Source organism: Flavobacterium sp. FG68 (genome assembly GCF_057808895.1).
The window spans coordinates 1-17,952 of record NZ_JBMDIY010000026.1; the positions used below are offsets into that span (position 1 = coordinate 1).

17 protein-coding genes are annotated in these 17,952 nt (G+C 33.5%); 15 read left to right on the plus strand and 2 right to left on the minus strand.

Features of this window, described 5'->3' with window-relative positions:
• Window positions 1–947: 947 nt before the first annotated feature.
• The 8 genes from ACODSB_RS16250 (at window position 948) to ACODSB_RS16285 (ending at window position 11,369) form a co-directional block, all read left to right on the plus strand.
• Complete coding sequence (locus tag ACODSB_RS16250; RefSeq protein ID WP_053472702.1) at window positions 948–1,529, plus strand: RNA polymerase sigma factor; 582 nt, start codon at window positions 948–950, stop codon at window positions 1,527–1,529.
• Window positions 1,530–1,907: 378 nt separating this feature from the next.
• On the plus strand, window positions 1,908–2,759 hold the full coding sequence (locus tag ACODSB_RS16255) for a FecR family protein (RefSeq protein ID WP_488937809.1): 852 nt from the start codon (window positions 1,908–1,910) through the stop codon (window positions 2,757–2,759).
• Between the two features lie 99 nt (window positions 2,760–2,858).
• The gene (locus tag ACODSB_RS16260; protein WP_488937810.1) at window positions 2,859–6,101 is read left to right on the plus strand and encodes a TonB-dependent receptor; all 3,243 of its coding nucleotides are present in this window, start codon (window positions 2,859–2,861) and stop codon (window positions 6,099–6,101) included.
• Window positions 6,102–6,624: 523 nt separating this feature from the next.
• Window positions 6,625–7,941: a hypothetical protein gene (locus ACODSB_RS16265; protein WP_053472699.1), complete on the plus strand. Its 1,317-nt coding sequence runs from the start codon at window positions 6,625–6,627 to the stop codon at window positions 7,939–7,941.
• A gap of 69 nt (window positions 7,942–8,010) precedes the next feature.
• The gene (locus tag ACODSB_RS16270) at window positions 8,011–8,859 is read left to right on the plus strand and encodes a T9SS type A sorting domain-containing protein (RefSeq protein WP_488937811.1); all 849 of its coding nucleotides are present in this window, start codon (window positions 8,011–8,013) and stop codon (window positions 8,857–8,859) included.
• A gap of 46 nt (window positions 8,860–8,905) precedes the next feature.
• Complete coding sequence (locus ACODSB_RS16275; protein WP_488937812.1) at window positions 8,906–9,688, plus strand: hypothetical protein; 783 nt, start codon at window positions 8,906–8,908, stop codon at window positions 9,686–9,688.
• A gap of 25 nt (window positions 9,689–9,713) precedes the next feature.
• The gene (locus ACODSB_RS16280; RefSeq protein WP_488937813.1) at window positions 9,714–11,069 is read left to right on the plus strand and encodes a S41 family peptidase; all 1,356 of its coding nucleotides are present in this window, start codon (window positions 9,714–9,716) and stop codon (window positions 11,067–11,069) included.
• A 27-nt stretch (window positions 11,070–11,096) separates the two neighbouring features.
• Window positions 11,097–11,369, plus strand: coding sequence for a hypothetical protein (locus ACODSB_RS16285; protein WP_488937814.1), 273 nt, complete (start codon window positions 11,097–11,099; stop codon window positions 11,367–11,369).
• A gap of 9 nt (window positions 11,370–11,378) precedes the next feature.
• On the opposite strand, the gene ACODSB_RS16290 is transcribed toward ACODSB_RS16285, so the two are convergent.
• Window positions 11,379–11,993 (minus strand): hypothetical protein, encoded by a 615-nt coding sequence (locus ACODSB_RS16290; protein WP_488937815.1) that lies wholly within the window; start codon window positions 11,991–11,993, stop codon window positions 11,379–11,381.
• 176 nt (window positions 11,994–12,169) lie between these two features.
• Here ACODSB_RS16290 and ACODSB_RS16295 point away from each other — a divergent pair, with 176 nt between their 5' ends.
• The 7 genes from ACODSB_RS16295 (at window position 12,170) to ACODSB_RS16325 (ending at window position 17,603) form a co-directional block, all read left to right on the plus strand.
• Window positions 12,170–12,763: a Crp/Fnr family transcriptional regulator gene (locus ACODSB_RS16295; RefSeq protein WP_488937816.1), complete on the plus strand. Its 594-nt coding sequence runs from the start codon at window positions 12,170–12,172 to the stop codon at window positions 12,761–12,763.
• Window positions 12,764–12,838: 75 nt separating this feature from the next.
• On the plus strand, window positions 12,839–13,426 hold the full coding sequence (locus ACODSB_RS16300) for an NAD(P)H-dependent oxidoreductase (protein ID WP_488937817.1): 588 nt from the start codon (window positions 12,839–12,841) through the stop codon (window positions 13,424–13,426).
• Between the two features lie 27 nt (window positions 13,427–13,453).
• Window positions 13,454–13,675, plus strand: a complete 222-nt coding sequence (locus ACODSB_RS16305) for a 2TM domain-containing protein (RefSeq protein WP_256635060.1) — start codon at window positions 13,454–13,456, stop codon at window positions 13,673–13,675.
• A gap of 20 nt (window positions 13,676–13,695) precedes the next feature.
• Window positions 13,696–14,424 carry a putative quinol monooxygenase gene (locus ACODSB_RS16310; RefSeq protein WP_488937818.1) on the plus strand — a complete coding sequence of 243 codons (729 nt, stop codon included), beginning with the start codon at window positions 13,696–13,698 and terminating at the stop codon, window positions 14,422–14,424.
• Window positions 14,425–14,476: 52 nt separating this feature from the next.
• Window positions 14,477–15,301: a DJ-1/PfpI/YhbO family deglycase/protease gene (locus ACODSB_RS16315; protein WP_488937819.1), complete on the plus strand. Its 825-nt coding sequence runs from the start codon at window positions 14,477–14,479 to the stop codon at window positions 15,299–15,301.
• 14 nt (window positions 15,302–15,315) lie between these two features.
• Window positions 15,316–16,425, plus strand: a complete 1,110-nt coding sequence (locus ACODSB_RS16320) for an alkene reductase (RefSeq protein WP_488937820.1) — start codon at window positions 15,316–15,318, stop codon at window positions 16,423–16,425.
• A 125-nt stretch (window positions 16,426–16,550) separates the two neighbouring features.
• On the plus strand, window positions 16,551–17,603 hold the full coding sequence (locus tag ACODSB_RS16325; protein ID WP_488937821.1) for an adenylate/guanylate cyclase domain-containing protein: 1,053 nt from the start codon (window positions 16,551–16,553) through the stop codon (window positions 17,601–17,603).
• Here ACODSB_RS16325 and ACODSB_RS16330 read toward each other — a convergent pair.
• Entirely contained in the window at window positions 17,584–17,943 is a 360-nt protein-coding gene (locus tag ACODSB_RS16330; protein WP_488937822.1) for a hypothetical protein, read from the minus strand. The two genes, ACODSB_RS16325 and ACODSB_RS16330, sit on opposite strands and share 20 nt — an antisense overlap.
• Between the last annotated feature and the right edge of the window lie 9 nt (window positions 17,944–17,952).

The window sequence follows — 17,952 nt, forward strand, 5'->3', positions numbered from 1 at the left end:
ACGAAACATTCCTAACGGAATGATAAGTCGGATATCAAAAAGTGGTCAATTAAGTCACTAATAACAAACAAAATAATTATAGTGAAAAACTGTCTCAAAATTCTAGACAGCCTCTTTTTTATTTTACATGTTTCCTTGTTCCGTAGGAACATTTCATTGGTAGAAAATTATATTGATATAATGGTTTACGTTCCGTAGGAACGTTTGATTTTAACATTCTTTTTTAATAATCTCACCTATCAAACGTTCCTACGGAACGCAAATGTTGCTGATCTTTATTTTTTTCTACCAACGAAACATTCCTATATGGAATTAGAAGTTGGATATTATAAAGTGCTCCATTAAATCATTAAACAAACAAGATAATTATAGTGAAAAACTGTATTGACTTTTAAGAAAGTCTCTTCGATTATTTATATATTTCCATGTTCAGTAGGAACATTTCATTGGTAGAAAATTATATTGTTATAATGGTTTACGTTCTGTAGGAACGTTTGATTTCGACATTGTTTTTTAATAATCTGACTTATCAAACGTTCCTATGGAACGCAAAAACGACTGATCCTATTTTTTCTACCTACGAAACATTCCTGTGGAATGATAAGTTTGGGTTTTCTCCCAAAAATAGGTATCACTGTCAAAGTAAGGGATGTATAGTTTTTTGGATAAGGCTTCACCAGCTGTCGTTACACCGCTCTCGGATGCGCCAAAAATATGAATTTTCATTACGAGGAGTTACTTGCTGATTTGTGCATCAAAATTACAAATCTTTTAATGATTTGCTAATACAGCGATTTTTAGAAATGCGTAAGCCTTTCGTAAAACCCTTTAAACACAGGAAACAGGTTTCAATATTAATAAATTATTAAATGACCAAATTGTAAAAAATACCAATAAATGTTTATTATACTTTTGTAAGGCTCTTCTTTAACATTTAAAATTGCATTATGAGTTCTAATTTGATATTAAGGTTGCGTGCTGGAGATGATTCTTGTTTTAAGGAAATATATGAATTGTACCATTTTAAAGTTTTTTGTTTCGTCAAAAAATATACAGCGCAGCTTGCAGATTCAGAAGATGTGACGCAAAATGTATTTATTCATCTTTGGAAATACCGGGCAAAATTAGATCCAAATGTTACATTGGAAGCCATTCTGTTTAAAAGCTCCAAACAGGAAATCTCAAAATGGTATAAAAAGCAAAACCGAATTTTTTCTGTAGAAGACGATCAGTTGATCAAGGAGCTTGACAGTGCCGCTGAACCTGATGAAGATATCAGTTCGCAGCTGGAAAAAATCGAATATCTGCTTAATAAAATTCCAGAAAAAAGAAGAAAAATTTTTAGCCTTCATAAATTCGAAGACCGCAGTTATAAAGAAATTGCGGTTGAAATGAATATGTCTCCAAGTGCCGTAGCGAATCAAATATCTAAAACGTTACAATTTTTAAAGAAAAACTCGGTAAAGAACCATGAGCTTTATTGGTTTGCGCTTTTCTTTATAAGCCAGACTGAGTTTATTGCGTATTAGTTTGTCATTTCGAAATTCAGATTAACTGAAAAGAGCCGAAGGTTCGGCCTATATTGTAGGGCCGGATTTTAATCCGGTTTACAAAGATTGGCGACAATATTGTCATTTCGACCGAAGGGAGAAATCTCATGTGTAATTCGACAAAAGATTGGTGACATTCTGCACGGATTCCCGCGTGCGATTTACTTCGTCTGTTCGCTATCGCTCGGGTCTCCCTTCGGTCGAAATGACAAAAACACGTTTTATGCTGCCAAATCTTCTCGCAGATTAAGAAAACGTTAATAGTAACAATACCCCGTGACATTTAAAAGAATGAAAATCTAATGTAGTTGAATCGAGGAGATTCGCGCATGATTTTTCGATTCTAAATAAATCTAAATGAGAAATAAAAAATTAAAAGAAGAATGGAATGCTATACCCAACAGAGGTATTCTTCCAAATGATACGGAAGCCCGAATGTGGGATAATATTCGAAAGGCGACAATTCATAAACATAGAAACCTTTACAATTGGGCTGCTGTGGCGTGTGCTGTAATTGTTCTTTCTATTGGAAGTTATAATTCTTTAAACCGATTAGATTTATCTAAGCCTAAAATTACTTCAACCATAACTTTTAAAGATGATATACGTCTTATAACGCTGCCAGATGGTACAAGAGTCTGGCTGAACCAAAATACAGAAATTGATTATCCATCTAAATTTTCAAAAAAGGAACGAAATGTAACTTTAAGAGGAGAAGCCTTTTTTGAAGTAAAGCGAGATGTTACACGTCCGTTTATTATTACTTCAGGAGCTGTAAAAACAACTGTTTTAGGAACTTCATTCAACGTTAAAGCTTACAATGACAATGATGCACAGGTAAGTGTTAGAACAGGAAAAGTAAAAGTAGAAAGCACACAAAATACGGTTTTCCTTGAAAGAGGTTACAGAGCCATATATGCCGAAAAAACGGCTACAGTTAATAAAGAGAAAACAAACAATTTTGAACCAGAGTGGAAAAAAGTATTGCTCTATGTTGACGGTTTAACTCTCGATGAGGTTATTATAACGCTGCAACGTGATCACAAGTTTACGGTGAATTATCTGGATGACGATTTAAAAAGTCTAAAAATACAGGGAACTCTGGATACGCGACAAGGCTTTTATGAAACACTGCAAACTATTGCTTTTGCTTTAGAAATACATATAAGTCCGGCGGGAAACAGCACTTATATAATCGGTAAAAAATAAACAGCAATTTGCTGTCTTACAGCCATTATTTTAAAACTACAAAATAATTAACGCAAAATATCTCATTAAAATTAATTACACAAACTAACAATTTCAACTATGAACAATGATTTTTCCAGGCATTATTTTATTGCCATCTGGATTTTGCTTTTGGGATTTTTTCTCGGAACAAACACTATTTATTCGCAAACAGGAACCGTATCGGTTGATTTTAAAAACTCTTCGCCTCAAAAAATCATTGATAATTTAAAGTCACGAACACCTTATCAATTTGTTTATCAAAAAGACCTTGACCTTAGTTTTCCGCTTGTTACCTTAAAAAAAGATAATGTAACAATCGATGAAGTACTGAATGATTTACAAAGCTTAACCAATTTAGATTTTAGAAGAACGGACAATAATATTGCGGTTAAAAGAAACGACGCAGTTAAAAAAAAAAGGAGAGGGAAAATTGTAGGAAAGGTGGTTGACAACAACGGACTTTCGCTTCCGGGAGCCAATATTAAAGTGGTTGAAACAGGTTTTGGCGCACAATCAGATATTGATGGTAGTTATACTTTAGAACTTGAAGCCGGAGAGTATACTATTGAAATAAGTGTGATTTCTTTTCAAACCCAGAAAATTACTCATGTAAATGTACAGGAAGGTGAAGAGACACCACTAGTTGTTTCTTTAAAAGAAGATGCACAATCGTTAAACGAAGTAATCATTGTGCAAAATTATAAGCAAGCCACAGCTTCGGTTGAAGGAATGTTAATTCAGCAAAAAAAGGCAGCACAGTTTTCTGATGGTATTTCGGCAGAACAAATCGCAAGAACACCGGACAGAGACGTAGCAGCTTCCTTAAAACGTATCACGGGAGTTACAACTGTAAATGATAAATATGTTGTAGTACGCTCCATGGGAGAAAGATGGAACCAGGCCGTTATGGATGGAATCGCTTTACCAAGTACAGACGCTTATCAGCAAAACTTTTCGTTTGATATAATTCCAACAGCAATGGTAGAAAGTATCGTTGTAAGCAAATCAGCAACGCCAGATATGTATGCTAATTTTGCCGGAGGATATGTAGAAGTAAAAACAAAAGATATCCCAAAAGAAAACTTCACCAATTTTTCTATTAGTAATTCTTATAACAGTAAAAGTACTTTTAAAGACAGACTAACAAGACAAGAAGGTGATTATGATTATTGGGGATTTGATGACGGAAGACGTGATTATCCTACTAATCACACAACAATAGATCCGCCAACAAGCTTAGCGACATCAGGACCTTTTATTGATTATTCTAAACAATTTACCCAAGATAATTTTAGTACTTATAAAACATATGGAGCACCGGGAACTACGCTTCAGTTTGGTTTAGGGCGTGTTTATAAATTAAAAGACAATAACAAATGGGGGTTTGTAGGTTCTTTTATTTTTAAAAACACGCAGGAAACCTTAGAAATTGAACACACTCAAAGAGGAAGTTACCAAATGAATTCTGAATTTACTCCAGAGAAAGACAATTCAAGTTATTCGACTTTTACAAAATACGGATTTAGAAATTCAGGAAACAATTATAATTATAATTCAACATTAGGCGGAATGTTTAATGCTGCAATTCAGTTGGATAACCATAAAATTACAGTGCGTAACACGGTTATGCATATTTACAATAATCAGCTAACACAAATTAGCGGCTGGGCAGATGGAGCTTATTCTATTCCGGAAATACTAAGCGGAAGCATTTTACCAACTACATCAGAATCTAATTATCCTGTTTACACCACTTTTATTCAAAACAAAGTGGAAGGAAATCACAAATTCGACAAACTCGAAGTGAATTGGTACGGAGCATACGGAAATGTTACAAAAGATACTAAAGACGCCACATTTGTAGCCATAGGAAAAGGAAAAGTAGGTCATGATATTATAACAAATTATAGTGTCGATAACAATGGAAACAGGTTTCCGTTTAGCCGAAGTTATTTTACAAATGATGAAGTAGATTACAATTGGGCTGTCAATTTTAAATACACTTTTAATTTTGGAGAATCTTTTACAAACGATATCAAAGCAGGATATTTTGGTACTTACAAAAAAGCAACCAATCAGCAGGAATCGGCTAAATTAATTACAGTTGGTCAACCTACTGCTTTTGCAACAATTTATGAGCCGCTTTCGGAATTTCTAGACGGATCAAACTATTATTATGGTGGTTTTGGCTGGCAGAAATATGGCATCTACGGTAACAAATATGTGGGAGACGTAAAAATACATTCACCTTATTTAATGCTCGATGATAAAATTGGTCAATACGTAAGATTGGTTTGGGGAGTAAGAGCAGAAAGTTATTTATATACTCAAATAGAAAGTCAGTCTGAAACTCCAGATGGTTTCTCAGAAGCGCAGGGAGATGATAAAGTGTGGCAATTTTTACCATCTGCCAGTTTAATTATCAGTCCAACAAATAAAATGAATGTAAGATTGGGTTACAATAAATCAGTTTTACGTCCGCAGTTTGCAGAGCGATTAAGCATTCCATATTATGACCCGCTTCGCGCCGCTAAAATTTATAATTATACAAACGGGATAGTTTCAAGTGTTGCTAATAATTATGATTTAAAGTTAGAATGGTTTCCTTCTGGAGGCGAGATTTTGTCCTTTGGTTTATACCATAAAGACATAGATAACCCAATTGAAGCCGTGGGTTATTTAAATCCGTCTGGCGTTAGGGATATCTACAATATTAATTCAAACAAAGCCAAACTTTGGGGAGTTGAATTAGAGTTCTACAAAAATCTTTCTTTTTTAGGAGAAGGTGATCTTTTAAAACATTTGTTTGTTTACGGAAATGCTTCTGTAAATGATACCAAAGTTACTTCATACGTTAATCTGGATGGCACCGGAGGACTTTATGAAGCAAACAGACCGCTTTACGGGCAGTCGCCTTATACTTATAACTTAGGAATGGATTATGTAGGCGACCGTTTTGGGTTCAGCCTTAGACATAATGCCGTTGGAGATCAGTATATTTTAGTTGGATTCGATTATTCGGCAGAAGAAATCCGCATGCCTTACTCACAAACAGATGCGCAGCTGAGTTATAAATTCTTCAAGAAAAAAGATTTGCAGTTTAAATTCAGTATCAAAAACATGTTTGATACAGGCGTGCAAACCTACAACAATACAAACAGCTACAGTAAAATAGAAGATGTTCCTACAGGATCTAACCCAAGATCAAGATTTAGCCTTGGAGCCAATGCAACCAATAAATATGACCCGGATATTGATCAGGTAGTTTTTAAATCATTTGCCGGAAGAACAATTAGTATTTCTTTAAACTATGATTTTTAAAATTAGCTATTGTTAATACTAAATTCATAATCATAAGTATTTTCCTGCTGAATATTAAGAAAAAGTTAACAATAAAAAATACCCATGATATTCTGTTATTTCAAAAGCTAATACTAATAAATAAAGAAGTTGGGTAAAAATAAAAACTCTTTTTGCTGAGAGTATTTAAAATGTTCTTCGAAAAATTTAAATAGATAAAAGAATGAAACCTGCAGATATACGGAATCTTCAATTTAAGCCAAAACAATAAAAGAAGACAAAGGCATTAGGTTTATCATATCCAAAGACATTTATCTTTTTGTGTATTTAAATTTTAAAGGGAATCGAAGTTGATCCTTTCATTGAAATGAAAAAAATCCTAATAGTGAAAGATGGAAGTTAGGTAAGCTCCCCCGGACGGTAAAACGGATGCGTTTGAAAAAACAAATTTACCAAAAACGAGAAAGACCTGAGGAAAGAAATTTTGCTGCTCTCTCCAAAGGCCTAGTTTAATAGCGGCAAATATAGCAATAATTAAATTATTATGAAAAAATTTTTTATGTTCGCAATTGTAGCTCTACTTGTGAGTTCTTGCCAAAATGATGATTCTTCTGCTGATTCTTCTTTTTCTATGAAAGCTGCTGGGGCTGACTACAGCGGATATCCTGCAACAGTACAAACTGTAAGTGGAGATATTACAACTAACACAACTTGGACAAGTGACAAAGTTTGGGAAATTAACGGAGTAGTTCGTGTAAAATCAGGAGCTACATTAACAATTCAGGCTGGAACTTACATTAAAGCAAAACCTCTTGCTGCTGGTGTTGCTACAGGAGTTCTTGTAATTACTAAAACTGGTAAAATTAATGCACAAGGAACTGTAAATGCTCCAATTATCTTTACAAGTTACAATCTTTTAGATGGTAACGCTTCTACAAAAGGAGCTCCTGGAGATTTTGGTGGTCTTGTAATTTTAGGTGATGATCAGGTAAATAACGGGTCAACTACTAATATTATCGAAGGATTAGGTGATCAGCCAAATGTTTCTGATTTTTACTATGGTGGATCTAACGCTTCTCACAATGCAGGAACAATTTCTTATGTTCGTGTTGAATTTGCTGGTAGAATCTTAGATGCTGCAACTGGTGTTGAAATCAACGGTGTAACTTTTGGTGGAGTTGGTGCTCTTACTACAGTTAATCACGTTCAGGTTTCTTACGGTAGAGACGATTCATTTGAATTTTTTGGAGGTAGAGTTAATGCTACTCATTTAGTTTCTTTTGCTCCGGATGATGACAACTTTGATTTTGATTTAGGATACACAGGATCAATCACAAAAGCAATTGCACTTGCTGATATTAATTCTACTCACAGTACAAGTGGTACTGCACCAAACTTAGTACCAGATTCTAATGGTATCGAGTTAGATAACAATGCTGGTGGAACTTCTACAACAATTATCACACGTCCTGTTATTTCTCAATTATCTATTATTGGTGTTAGTTCTGCAACAGCTGCTAACTCATACGAAAATGGAATTCACGTACGTAGATTAGGGCAAATCAGCCTTACTGATGCTACTGTAACAGGATACAACAGAGGAATCAACTGGGAATCTCCTTCAGTATCAACTGGGTCTACTTGGTCTGCAATATCTATCCACGGATATGTTAATCCAGTATTGCCAACAACAGTTGCTTTAGGTTTTGGAAACGCTACATCTACTGTTGCTCCAGGAACTAAATGGTCTTTAACTCAGCCATTCTTTAATGATGGAGCATTAGACTTTACAGGTGCTACAGGTGCATTCAAAACTGAAGCACTTTGGACAGCTACCTGGACTAAGTTTTCAAGTTTTTAATTCGTTAGGTTAAGCAATATTTAATTCAGCATGGGCAGCATTTCTGCCCATGCTTTTTACAAATAAAATATGAAAAAAATTATACTATTATTTTTATTACTAATGATTACAACTGTATCATCTGCCCAGTTTACAATTTGGGAAGATGATTTTGAGGATGGTGACGTTTCAGATTGGACTTTATTAGACAAAGATGGCAACAGCAGTAACTGGAGTGCCCGAAAAAATATTCAATTTGATGAAAGTACAGGCGGTATCAAAGATGGTAATTTTAATGTATTAGGTACTTATAATATTGATTTAAATTCAGGTGCACCGCTTGATATAATAGAACAAAACTGGGCCATGCTGCCAGCAATAGATTTATCGTATTACAGCGGAAAAATTGAATTGAATTTTACAGCACAAATGGCAATTTTTGGCGGAAGCAAAAACATTTTAATTTATGGAGGAACATCTCCAGATCCTGCTTCAGCGACACTTTTAGGAACCGTTTACATGGAAAGAATATCACAATTAGATCCTGAATTTAAAGATTATGTGGTAGATATTTCGCAGTTTGTGGGCAATCAAAATGTTTATATTTCTTTATTAAATGAAAATAGCAATTTTGTTGGATATGAAATTGATAAAGTATGGATCACAGCCGAAGCACTTTTAGGTGTTGATGATTTCGATAAAAATGATACAATTCACCTTAAACAAAATCCTGTTGCCGAAAATTTAGAATTAGAAATAAGCGAACAATTTCTAAACGAAGATTTTGCAGCAAAAATTTACAGTTCTACAGGATTATTAGTTAAAAGTAATGCAGATTTAAAAGAAAATATTTCAGTAGCAAATCTTCCGCAGGGAATTTATTTTCTGGTACTATCAAATAATACAACTTCCAAAAAAATAAAATTTATCAAAAAGTAAACAGATAATTATTTTCAGAAATAATTATAAAGACAAAATATAAAATATGAAAACTAAAATTGTTCCAATACTTTTATTTTCAATTGTACTTCTCCTTTGTCAGGCTTGCATCAATGAAGATATGGTTCCTTATTATGAAGAGCAGCAGCCCGGAAAAGTAGTAATACAAGGTTACAATGCACAAAAAGATTCTATACAGATAGCAGTAGATGGAAAAATCCTTGTTGAAGGAAAAACAAATGCTTACATAAAAAAAGTTACTAAAAATCATGAATTTGTATTTTATTCAAATAAAACGAAACTGGTTGAAATTACGAATAAAGTAAGTAAGCAGCTTCTTTATTCTTATAAACTAACCACTGCAAAACCTATTGATACGATCTCTTTTTATACTAAAGAAGATTTATGGATAAATAATGTTTTGGCAACGAAACCCGGAAAAATAACACAGAGAGGTAATGCCGGTTTCAAATTTATTTTTCCAACCCTTAATAAATATTCTGCCAGCGGTTATAGCGGTAAACTAGACGGAATCATGCGCAAAGTAAATGGAGAAGTAGTAGGAGTAGTAAAAAACATTGGCAAAGATAACTTTAGCGATTTTATAGAATTTCCGTCAAGTCTGCCTCCAATTATCAGAATGGAATTGGTGAAACACAATACAACAGAATCTTATGTAAACGGCAGACAAGTTATTACAGTTATGCTGATGCTGCCGAACAAATCAGGATTAATCGTTTTGGATGAAAGAAAAGATGGAAATGGGAAATTTCAAAGTGTTGATGCAAGTTTAAATCTGGTAGATTTTTTTGATTTTACAGCTCATTAAAATAATTAATTAAGATTATTATCCAATGAAAAACTGTTTACACATTAAGTTGTTTTCTTTTTTATTTTTTGTCCTGTTTCTTATTTCGTGTGAAAACACAGATGAGCCAATAACGTATGAAGAAAACACAAATGAATATGTAAACGATTGGATGTACAATCAAATGAAAAGATACTATTTATGGAATAATGCAATAAAAAGCCAAGGTAATTTAGCATTAGATCCAAAAGAATATTTTAAAATATTACTGCAGTCAGAAGATATTTATTCCTACGCTATACATCCTGAAAAACCAGAAACTTCACCTAAAAGCCTTAGAAGTAAATTCGGGTTTGACGTAAGTTTTATAGCTTTTGAAGGAAAATATTATGGCGTAATATTATATGTTTTAGAAGATTCTCCGGCAAAAAATAATGGTTTGCAAAGAGGACAGCTTATAACTCATATTGACGGAACAGAATTGAAATTGGATAACTACGATAATCTGTATAATAATATGCTTGCCGATACGCAGCTCAATTTAAAAGTCGTTTCTTATTCTGCTCAATCAGGTTTTTCTAATTCAAAAACAGTTTCTGTTTTGCAGGGTTTTACCTTTTTACAGCCCATTCCATATCAAGTAATCGAAAATAACAATACTAAAATTGGTTATGTAAGCATTCCGCATTTTGATGTTGGACAAGCACAATTGTATTTGCAAATGTTTCAGGAATTAAAAAGCAAATCCATAACAGAATTGGTTTTAGACTTAAGATATAATGGAGGAGGAGATGTCTCATCTGCGACAGCATTAAGTATAATTTTAGCACCCAATATTAAAGCAGACGATCTTTTTATAAAATTTGAAGGAAATCAAAACGGAGGAAATGTTGACCAGTCTTTTGCTACGGCTTTAAAAAGCAATGAATCTTCGGTAAGTTTTGATGCTTTACGCAATGCACATCCTGGAATTAATAAAGTTTATATTTTATGCGGAAAAAGGACGGCATCGGCATCAGAACTTATTATAAATAACCTAAAACCGTATATGGAAGTTATTACAATTGGCGAAAAAACATTTGGTAAAGATGTAGCAGGATTTCCAATTGTAGACGATCGCAATCCGGATAAAAGAGGCTGGATATTATATCCTTCCATATATAAATTATTTAATGCCAGACACGAAGGGAATTATTCAAAAGGTATAAACCCTGAAATAAATTTAAATGAATTACAACAGCCGGAAGTATTTGCTTTAGGAAACCGCTCTGAAACTTTATTACAAGCTGCCTTAAATAGAATATCAGGAAACACAAATAAAATAAAAACAGAAACTGTACAAACATTGCCACTCAGCAAAATAAGTATAGATATTGACCCGCTTTTGCAAATTACACCATGAAAATTATAAATATACTGATCGATTGTTATGCAGGGAATTGATAACATAGAACATCGAAAATTGCTGCAAATTTTTGAGAAATACAAAGATGAATCTATTGCGGTACAAACAACATCAGAAGATGATCTTAAGATTTATCAAAACATGGAAGAACTCGATGTTTTGTATAATTGTTTTAAAATCTTATTGGCAGAATTACAAAAATGTACCAAAGATTATGAACTAAAGAAAAAATCAACCCGCAGTATTATTCATAAAAACTTAAGGAAAATGAAATCTGAAACAGAAAAGAAATCATAACAAGAAGATCTATATTTCAGGATTTATTATAGAAGGTATTCCTTCTTTTTTGATCTGGCGAAAAGGCGTTCTGATTTTTTTTCTTTTAAGCCTTATTTTCTTTATTTGATGCAGACAATCAGCTAGTAATGCCTTTATCTCTAAATAAGAATTATTATGAAAAGAGCTGATATTATATTTCAGTTTTTCGATATGGTTTCCAGCGTTTATTAAATCAGTTTCAAATATTTTTAATAAACCAACTTCTATATTTTTATTCTTTTTGTAATAATGAATACAGTTATGAAGATCCTGAATTTGTCCCGTAAAATCAAAAACGGCTTTTTTAGAAACGGCCCTGTGGTAGTAATAAGAAAACTCTAGCGGATTAAATTCAATTACCTTATCAAAATCTTCAATGGCTTTATAATGATGTTCCAGTTTTTGAAAACAACTCGCCCTTAATTCATAAGCCGTCGAATCAAATTCATAATTGACAACATTATCTAAATGAATTATAGCCTCCTGAAAGTGGCTGGTGGAATAAAGCTGTTTTCCTTTCTCTAAATCCACAAAACTTTTTTTAAGGTTTGATTTAAAAAATTTGTCCTTAAATGTTGTTTTTAAAGTCACGAACCATTTCATAATTTTAAATTTAGGAAGTTACAATATTCAGCTGGCTAAATTTTGATGGGACGTTAAAGTTAATAAAAAATTAATACACAGCACATTATAAGTTTTTATTTGTAGAAAATAATGGTTTGGTTTTTACATTTTAAAAAAATATTCTTTTTAAATTAGAGGCTTCAAAGCAATAAACCATGATGAATTCGGCCAAAGAAATATTTCTAAAATCAGTAAAGGAAATTTGTCCTAATGTTACTGATGCTGAACTTTCTCAATTTGCTTTAAAAATTACTATTGAAGAATTCAACAAAAAAGACTTCTTTCTTCAATACGGTAAAGTACAAAAAGCTATAGGTTTTATAGCTAGCGGATTAGTGCGTTCTTCTTTTATAGATAACGAAGGCAATGAAATTACCGTAGGTTTTTATGCCGAAGGTGAATATGCCACACATTATCCCGCTTTTATAACACAGCAGCCCAGTAAATATTCAATTCAGTGTTTAGAACCAGTAATTATGGTTTGTCTTTCGTATGAAAACATACAGTGGATTTATGAGCATTTACCGAGCTTTGAACGATACGGACGATTAGTTGCCGAAGAAATTTTAAAACGTCAGCAGGCCCGTATCGAAAGCTTTATATTTCAAACCGCCGAGGAACGTTATCTCGATTTTATAAAGTGTCACTCAGAGCTGTTTAACAGAATTTCAATTTCGCATCTTTGCAGTTATCTGGGTATTGAAAGACAAACACTTACCAGAATTCGTCAAAAATTAGCGCACCAATAGTTTTTGACACATTTGTGTCAGGAAGTACTTTCCATTATTTAAAATCTTTGCAGTGTCAAATTAAAATGATGCGCAATGAAAACGAATATCTTATTAATACTTGGTCATCCTTCTCAAAACTCATTTTGTAATGCCTTACTTAATGCTTACAAAAAAGGAGTAGAGCGTACAGGAGCAATTTGTAAAACCATTTATATTTCTGAACTAGATTTCGACGTAAATCTTGCTGACGGATATAAAACCGGAAAAACAGTACCGCTTGAAAAAGATCTAATTCAGGCTCAGGAACTCATTTCCTGGGCAGATCACATTGTATTGTCTTATCCTAACTGGTGGGGTTTTATGCCTGCCATTACCAAAGGATTTATAGACAGAATCTTTATGCCTGATTTTGCATTCAAACATCACTCAGGAAAAATCTTCCCCGAAAAACTTTTAAAAGGAAAAAGCCTAAGGCTGTTAATTACGATGGACACTCCAAAATGGTGGTTCTATCTCATCTATCGTGCTTCTCAATATCAAATCCTTAAAGACATCGTATTCGGTTACGTAGGATTTGATCCTATCAAATTCTCCACTTTTGGTTTTATGAGAAAATCAACAGAAGAACAGCGTACTAAATGGCTGAAAAAAACAGAAAAATTAGGAACACAACTTATATAAAACAATCAATTAATAAATTTTAATATCATGAGACATCTAGCAAACGAGCATACAATTGCTCACATTGACCCTAAAAAAGGTTTCAGAATTCACTTACTAGTATTTGTATTATCAATTCCTGCCATTTGGACCATTTGGTTTTTAACAGACAGAACGTATCTATGGCCGCTTTGGCAAACTGGTGCATGGGCAGTAGGTTTATTATTTCATTATCTGGGCGTTTTCATCTTTAAAAATAGAAATAAATAATCTTTAAAAATTTAGAAGTTATGATCACAAAAGCAAAACTCACAGTTTCTAAAAAAGTCTTAGGGATTTTTACCGTTCTGTTTTCATTGCAAAGCGCATTAGCGACTGCACAAAATGAAACAGCTAAACTTACACGCTACGAAGTAAAAGAACAATATCTGGAAAAATTTCAAAAAGCCATAAGCGAGTACGTTCAAAAATCACTTTCAAACGAAAGCAACATTATGTCTGAAGCTTATTTTGAGCAAAACAACAAATCCGTTATCTGGTTATTTGAACGCTGGACGAGTAAAACAGAATTAAATAAAAACAATTCAAAATCTGTAAAAGAACTTGCCAAAACAGCCCTAGTAAAACCGGAGAAAATAATCTATGTAAAAGATTTAGAGCCTCTCACTAAAGAGCAATGGAGAAGAACAAGTAAAAAAGAAGACAATCAGTTAACCATTATGCTTTTTGTAGATGCAAAAGCCGGAACAGAGAAAAACTTCATGGAGGTTTATCATACTGCAATGCCGCAGTTTAGAAGTGAACCCGGCGTAGTAACGTATCAATTGTCACAATTGGAAAATGATAAAACCCAATTTGTCACTTTCGAAAAATTCAGAAGCAACGATGCCTTTCAATATCATTTAAATTTTCCGCCAATTCAGCCCGTAATAGATTACCTAAATACGAGTATAAAAAAACAGCCGTTTCAGGACGGAATCCATAACCTAATCGAATTTGCACCGCTTACTCGGGAGTAATATTCAGCAGAAAAAAATCAACACAAATTATTAATATTTAAAACCTAAAAAAATGAAAACAATTAGTAAAATCATTGCAGCAGGTATAACAAGCGTACTTGCTGTAGTAAATGTAGAAGCACAAGTAACCGTAAAAACAAACGAAATGAAAACAAACTACAGTCATGAATTAGAAGTTGTAAATCAATTGTCTACTCAGTCAGCCGTTGTAAATATGCCGGTGACAAAATTATTAAACGCACCAGGGAACGAAGCATTAAAAGATTTTTTCTTTACACCTGTAAAAAACAAAACAGTCCTAAAAGGAAAAAAAATTGCCGTAATCGTTGCCGATGGTTTTGAAGAAATTGAATTGACCGGACCAGTATGGTATTTTAAAGAATTAGGAGCTCAAGTTGAAATAGTGTCACCAAAATTTAATCCCGCTCCAGAAAGATACGGTTTAGTATTTCCTGAGATGGCAAATACACACGTTATGGCAATTCAATACTTACAGCCAGTTGGGTGGATAAAATTTGACCGTACTGCAGACCAAATAAAAGTTAGTGATTACGATGCGGTATTTATTCCCGGAGGAGCCTGGAATCCTGATAACCTTCGTTATGATAAAGATGTAATCAAATTTATTCAGGATTTTAATAAATCCGGAAAGCTAATTGCTGCTATTTGTCACGCTCCGGTTGTATTGGCTTCTGCCGATATTTTAAAAGGAAGAAAACTGACAGGATACTGGAACATTCAGGTAGATTTAAAAAATGCCGGCGGAACTATTCTTGAACAACCCGTTGTAACTGATGGAAACATTATTACAAGCCGTCACCCAATTGATGTAGCAGATTTTTCAAGAGCTGTTGAAAGCTGGTTAATTAAAAAATAAGAAAGCAGATTATTATGAAAATAGATATTTTTAAACCGGTACAGATTGGTTCATTACAATTAAAAAACCGTATCTCGATGGCACCAATGACAAGAGCAAGAAATGAAGATGGTATTCCAAACGAAAATAATGCGGTTTATTATGAACAGCGTTCTGGCGCCGGTTTAATTATTACAGAAGGAACAGCCATTTCTGAAACAGCAAAAGGCGTACTTTATATTCCCGGATTATATACAGCAGAGCAAATTGAAGGCTGGAAGAAAGTTACAAAAGCAGTACATGAACAAGAAAGTAAAATATTTTCTCAATTATGGCATGTAGGCAGGGTATCACATACTTCAAATCAGCCTAACGGAATTGCTCCGGTTGGTCCATCCGATATTCAGGCGCAAAATACATCAGCTTGGGGGTATAATGAAAATGGAGTAGAAGGTTTTGTTCCGGCATCAAAGCCTAAAGCACTTTCTGTAAATGAAATTAAAAATGTTGTAACTGATTTTGCCAATGCGGCTAAAAATGCCATTAAAGCAGGTTTTGACGGTGTAGAAATTCATGGAGCCAATGGTTATTTGATCGAACAGTTTTTAAACCCTTTTGTAAACAATCGTAAAGATGAATACGGAGGAAGTATCGAAAATCGTTCAAGATTTTTACTGGAAATTATTGATGCTTCTGTTGATGCTCTAACCAATGAAAAAGTTGGGATTCGGTTAACGCCATACGGAGGTTTAGGAGACTTGCCGCATTATGATGAAATAGAAGCAACATATCAATATTTAGCCGTAGAATTAAAGAAAAGAAACATTGCTTATATCCATATCATGGATCAGCAGTCAAAAGGAAGTCATGCTTTACCGGATGGTTTTATAGAGCGTTTCCGTTCTTGGTATGATGGCGTTATTATTCTTGCCGGAAGTATGGACAGAGAAAAATCAGAACAACTCATTAATGCCGGAACCATTGACATTGCCGGATTTGGCGAACCGTTTATCTCGAATCCTGATTTAGTAGAACGTTTACAAAATAATTGGGAATTGACGCAGCCCAATCGCGACTTGCATTACGGTTTAGGAACTCACGGTTATACAGACTGGGAAGTTTATAAGCAGCCCGTAGAAATTTAATATTATAAGAATAAAGTTTTCCCTGAATGAATTTCATTCAGGGATTTTTTTTGAACAGCAAAACTTCTGTGGTAGTTTATATTAAGATTTTATCTATTTTTATAAGGAACGAAAGCATCTTAAATATGGAATTGCCTAAGTTACCTTTTTATAAAAAATACGGTCTTGTTATAAAAGCCGCTATTGTTGGCGGAATCTTAGGTTTACTATATGCCTCAATTACAGATGCAGAATCCAACTTTGATTATTTAAAGCTTTTGCCCGGCATAGTTATAGGCGTTTTTATTGGTTTTATTATTATAATTTTTGAGAAGCGTCTTATCAATTTAAACCGATATTCCTTTTTAGGAGCGATGCTTTTAAAAGCGCTAATTTACAGCATAAGCATATTGTTGTTTTTACTATTCTTTGTGCTGATATTTTCAGAAATGTTAGGACATCTTTCTTATCAGGAAGTTTTTATTAAATATGCTAAAGAACGTTTGTTCGAAGATTATATGTTTTCTGTGGGAGCATCTATATTTTTAATTCTCTTTTTAGAAATCAGCAGTTTATTAAGTTCTCGTTTTTTCTATAATTATTTTACAGGACAATACCACAGACCAATTCAGGAAGAGCGAATTTTTATGTTTGTCGACGTAAAATCATCCACCACACTTGCCGAACAATTAGGGGATATTCTATACAGCAATTTATTGCAGGATTTATTCAATGATTTTACCGATGCGATTCAAGCTTCGCGTGCAGAAATTTATCAATACGTGGGAGATGAAATTATTCTGACTTGGAAATCATCTGTCGGATTAAAAGAAAAACGCTGTGTGTATTGTTTTTATCTTCTTAAACAATGTATAGAAAATAAACGGGAATATTATTTAGGAAAATATAATCTGGTTCCAAAGTTTAAAGCCGGAATGCATATAGGAACCGCCGTAACTACCTGGGTAGGAAAAGTAAAAAAAGAAATTGTTTATCACGGAGATCTCTTAAATACAACTTCAAGAATTCAATGTGAATGCAATAATTTTAATCACGATTTTGTTATTTCTGAAACCATGAAAAATGCACTTCCCGAAGATCATTCGATAACCTATATTCAAAAGGGAGAAATACTTTTGCGGGGCAAAGCAAAACCAATGAAATTATATACTGTTGATTTTAATTCAGCCGTTCTGTAGTTTCCAATCTCAAACAATGCTCTGTACCTAAAAACAACGGATTTCCATGTTTTTCTGACCAAAAACCATCGAGTATATCTTTAGTAATGCATCTGTAAACCACAACGCCTTTATACGTTTTATTGTCGTCGCCTTTATAACTAAAATTAATAACCAGGATATTATCTTTAAAGAAACCATGACCTTTTTGAACCTGTGCATTATTGATGAACCATTTTGCAATAATTCTATTGTTATCATCTAAGGATAAACTCAAAATACCTTTGTAAGTAATCTGATTGCTCTCTTCCTGATTGCTTCCGGAAATGGAATAATCACCAATTAAATCTTGTATTGTCATTTATTTTTT

Excerpts from the sequence above, each read along its gene's own strand:
- ACODSB_RS16290 (WP_488937815.1), bottom strand. The coding sequence starts at position 11,993 with ATGAAATGGTTCGTGACTTTAAAAACAACATTTAAGGACAAATTTTTT.
- ACODSB_RS16320 (WP_488937820.1), top strand. The coding sequence starts at position 15,316 with ATGAAAATAGATATTTTTAAACCGGTACAGATTGGTTCATTACAATTA.
- ACODSB_RS16330 (WP_488937822.1), bottom strand. The coding sequence starts at position 17,943 with ATGACAATACAAGATTTAATTGGTGATTATTCCATTTCCGGAAGCAAT.
- ACODSB_RS16295 (WP_488937816.1), top strand. The coding sequence starts at position 12,170 with ATGATGAATTCGGCCAAAGAAATATTTCTAAAATCAGTAAAGGAAATT.
- ACODSB_RS16310 (WP_488937818.1), top strand. The coding sequence starts at position 13,696 with ATGATCACAAAAGCAAAACTCACAGTTTCTAAAAAAGTCTTAGGGATT.
- ACODSB_RS16325 (WP_488937821.1), top strand. The coding sequence starts at position 16,551 with ATGGAATTGCCTAAGTTACCTTTTTATAAAAAATACGGTCTTGTTATA.
- ACODSB_RS16275 (WP_488937812.1), top strand. The coding sequence starts at position 8,906 with ATGAAAACTAAAATTGTTCCAATACTTTTATTTTCAATTGTACTTCTC.
- ACODSB_RS16285 (WP_488937814.1), top strand. The coding sequence starts at position 11,097 with ATGCAGGGAATTGATAACATAGAACATCGAAAATTGCTGCAAATTTTT.
- ACODSB_RS16280 (WP_488937813.1), top strand. The coding sequence starts at position 9,714 with ATGAAAAACTGTTTACACATTAAGTTGTTTTCTTTTTTATTTTTTGTC.
- ACODSB_RS16255 (WP_488937809.1), top strand. The coding sequence starts at position 1,908 with ATGAGAAATAAAAAATTAAAAGAAGAATGGAATGCTATACCCAACAGA.
- ACODSB_RS16265 (WP_053472699.1), top strand. The coding sequence starts at position 6,625 with ATGAAAAAATTTTTTATGTTCGCAATTGTAGCTCTACTTGTGAGTTCT.
- ACODSB_RS16250 (WP_053472702.1), top strand. The coding sequence starts at position 948 with ATGAGTTCTAATTTGATATTAAGGTTGCGTGCTGGAGATGATTCTTGT.
- ACODSB_RS16305 (WP_256635060.1), top strand. The coding sequence starts at position 13,454 with ATGAGACATCTAGCAAACGAGCATACAATTGCTCACATTGACCCTAAA.
- ACODSB_RS16315 (WP_488937819.1), top strand. The coding sequence starts at position 14,477 with ATGAAAACAATTAGTAAAATCATTGCAGCAGGTATAACAAGCGTACTT.
- ACODSB_RS16260 (WP_488937810.1), top strand. The coding sequence starts at position 2,859 with ATGAACAATGATTTTTCCAGGCATTATTTTATTGCCATCTGGATTTTG.
- ACODSB_RS16270 (WP_488937811.1), top strand. The coding sequence starts at position 8,011 with ATGAAAAAAATTATACTATTATTTTTATTACTAATGATTACAACTGTA.
- ACODSB_RS16300 (WP_488937817.1), top strand. The coding sequence starts at position 12,839 with ATGAAAACGAATATCTTATTAATACTTGGTCATCCTTCTCAAAACTCA.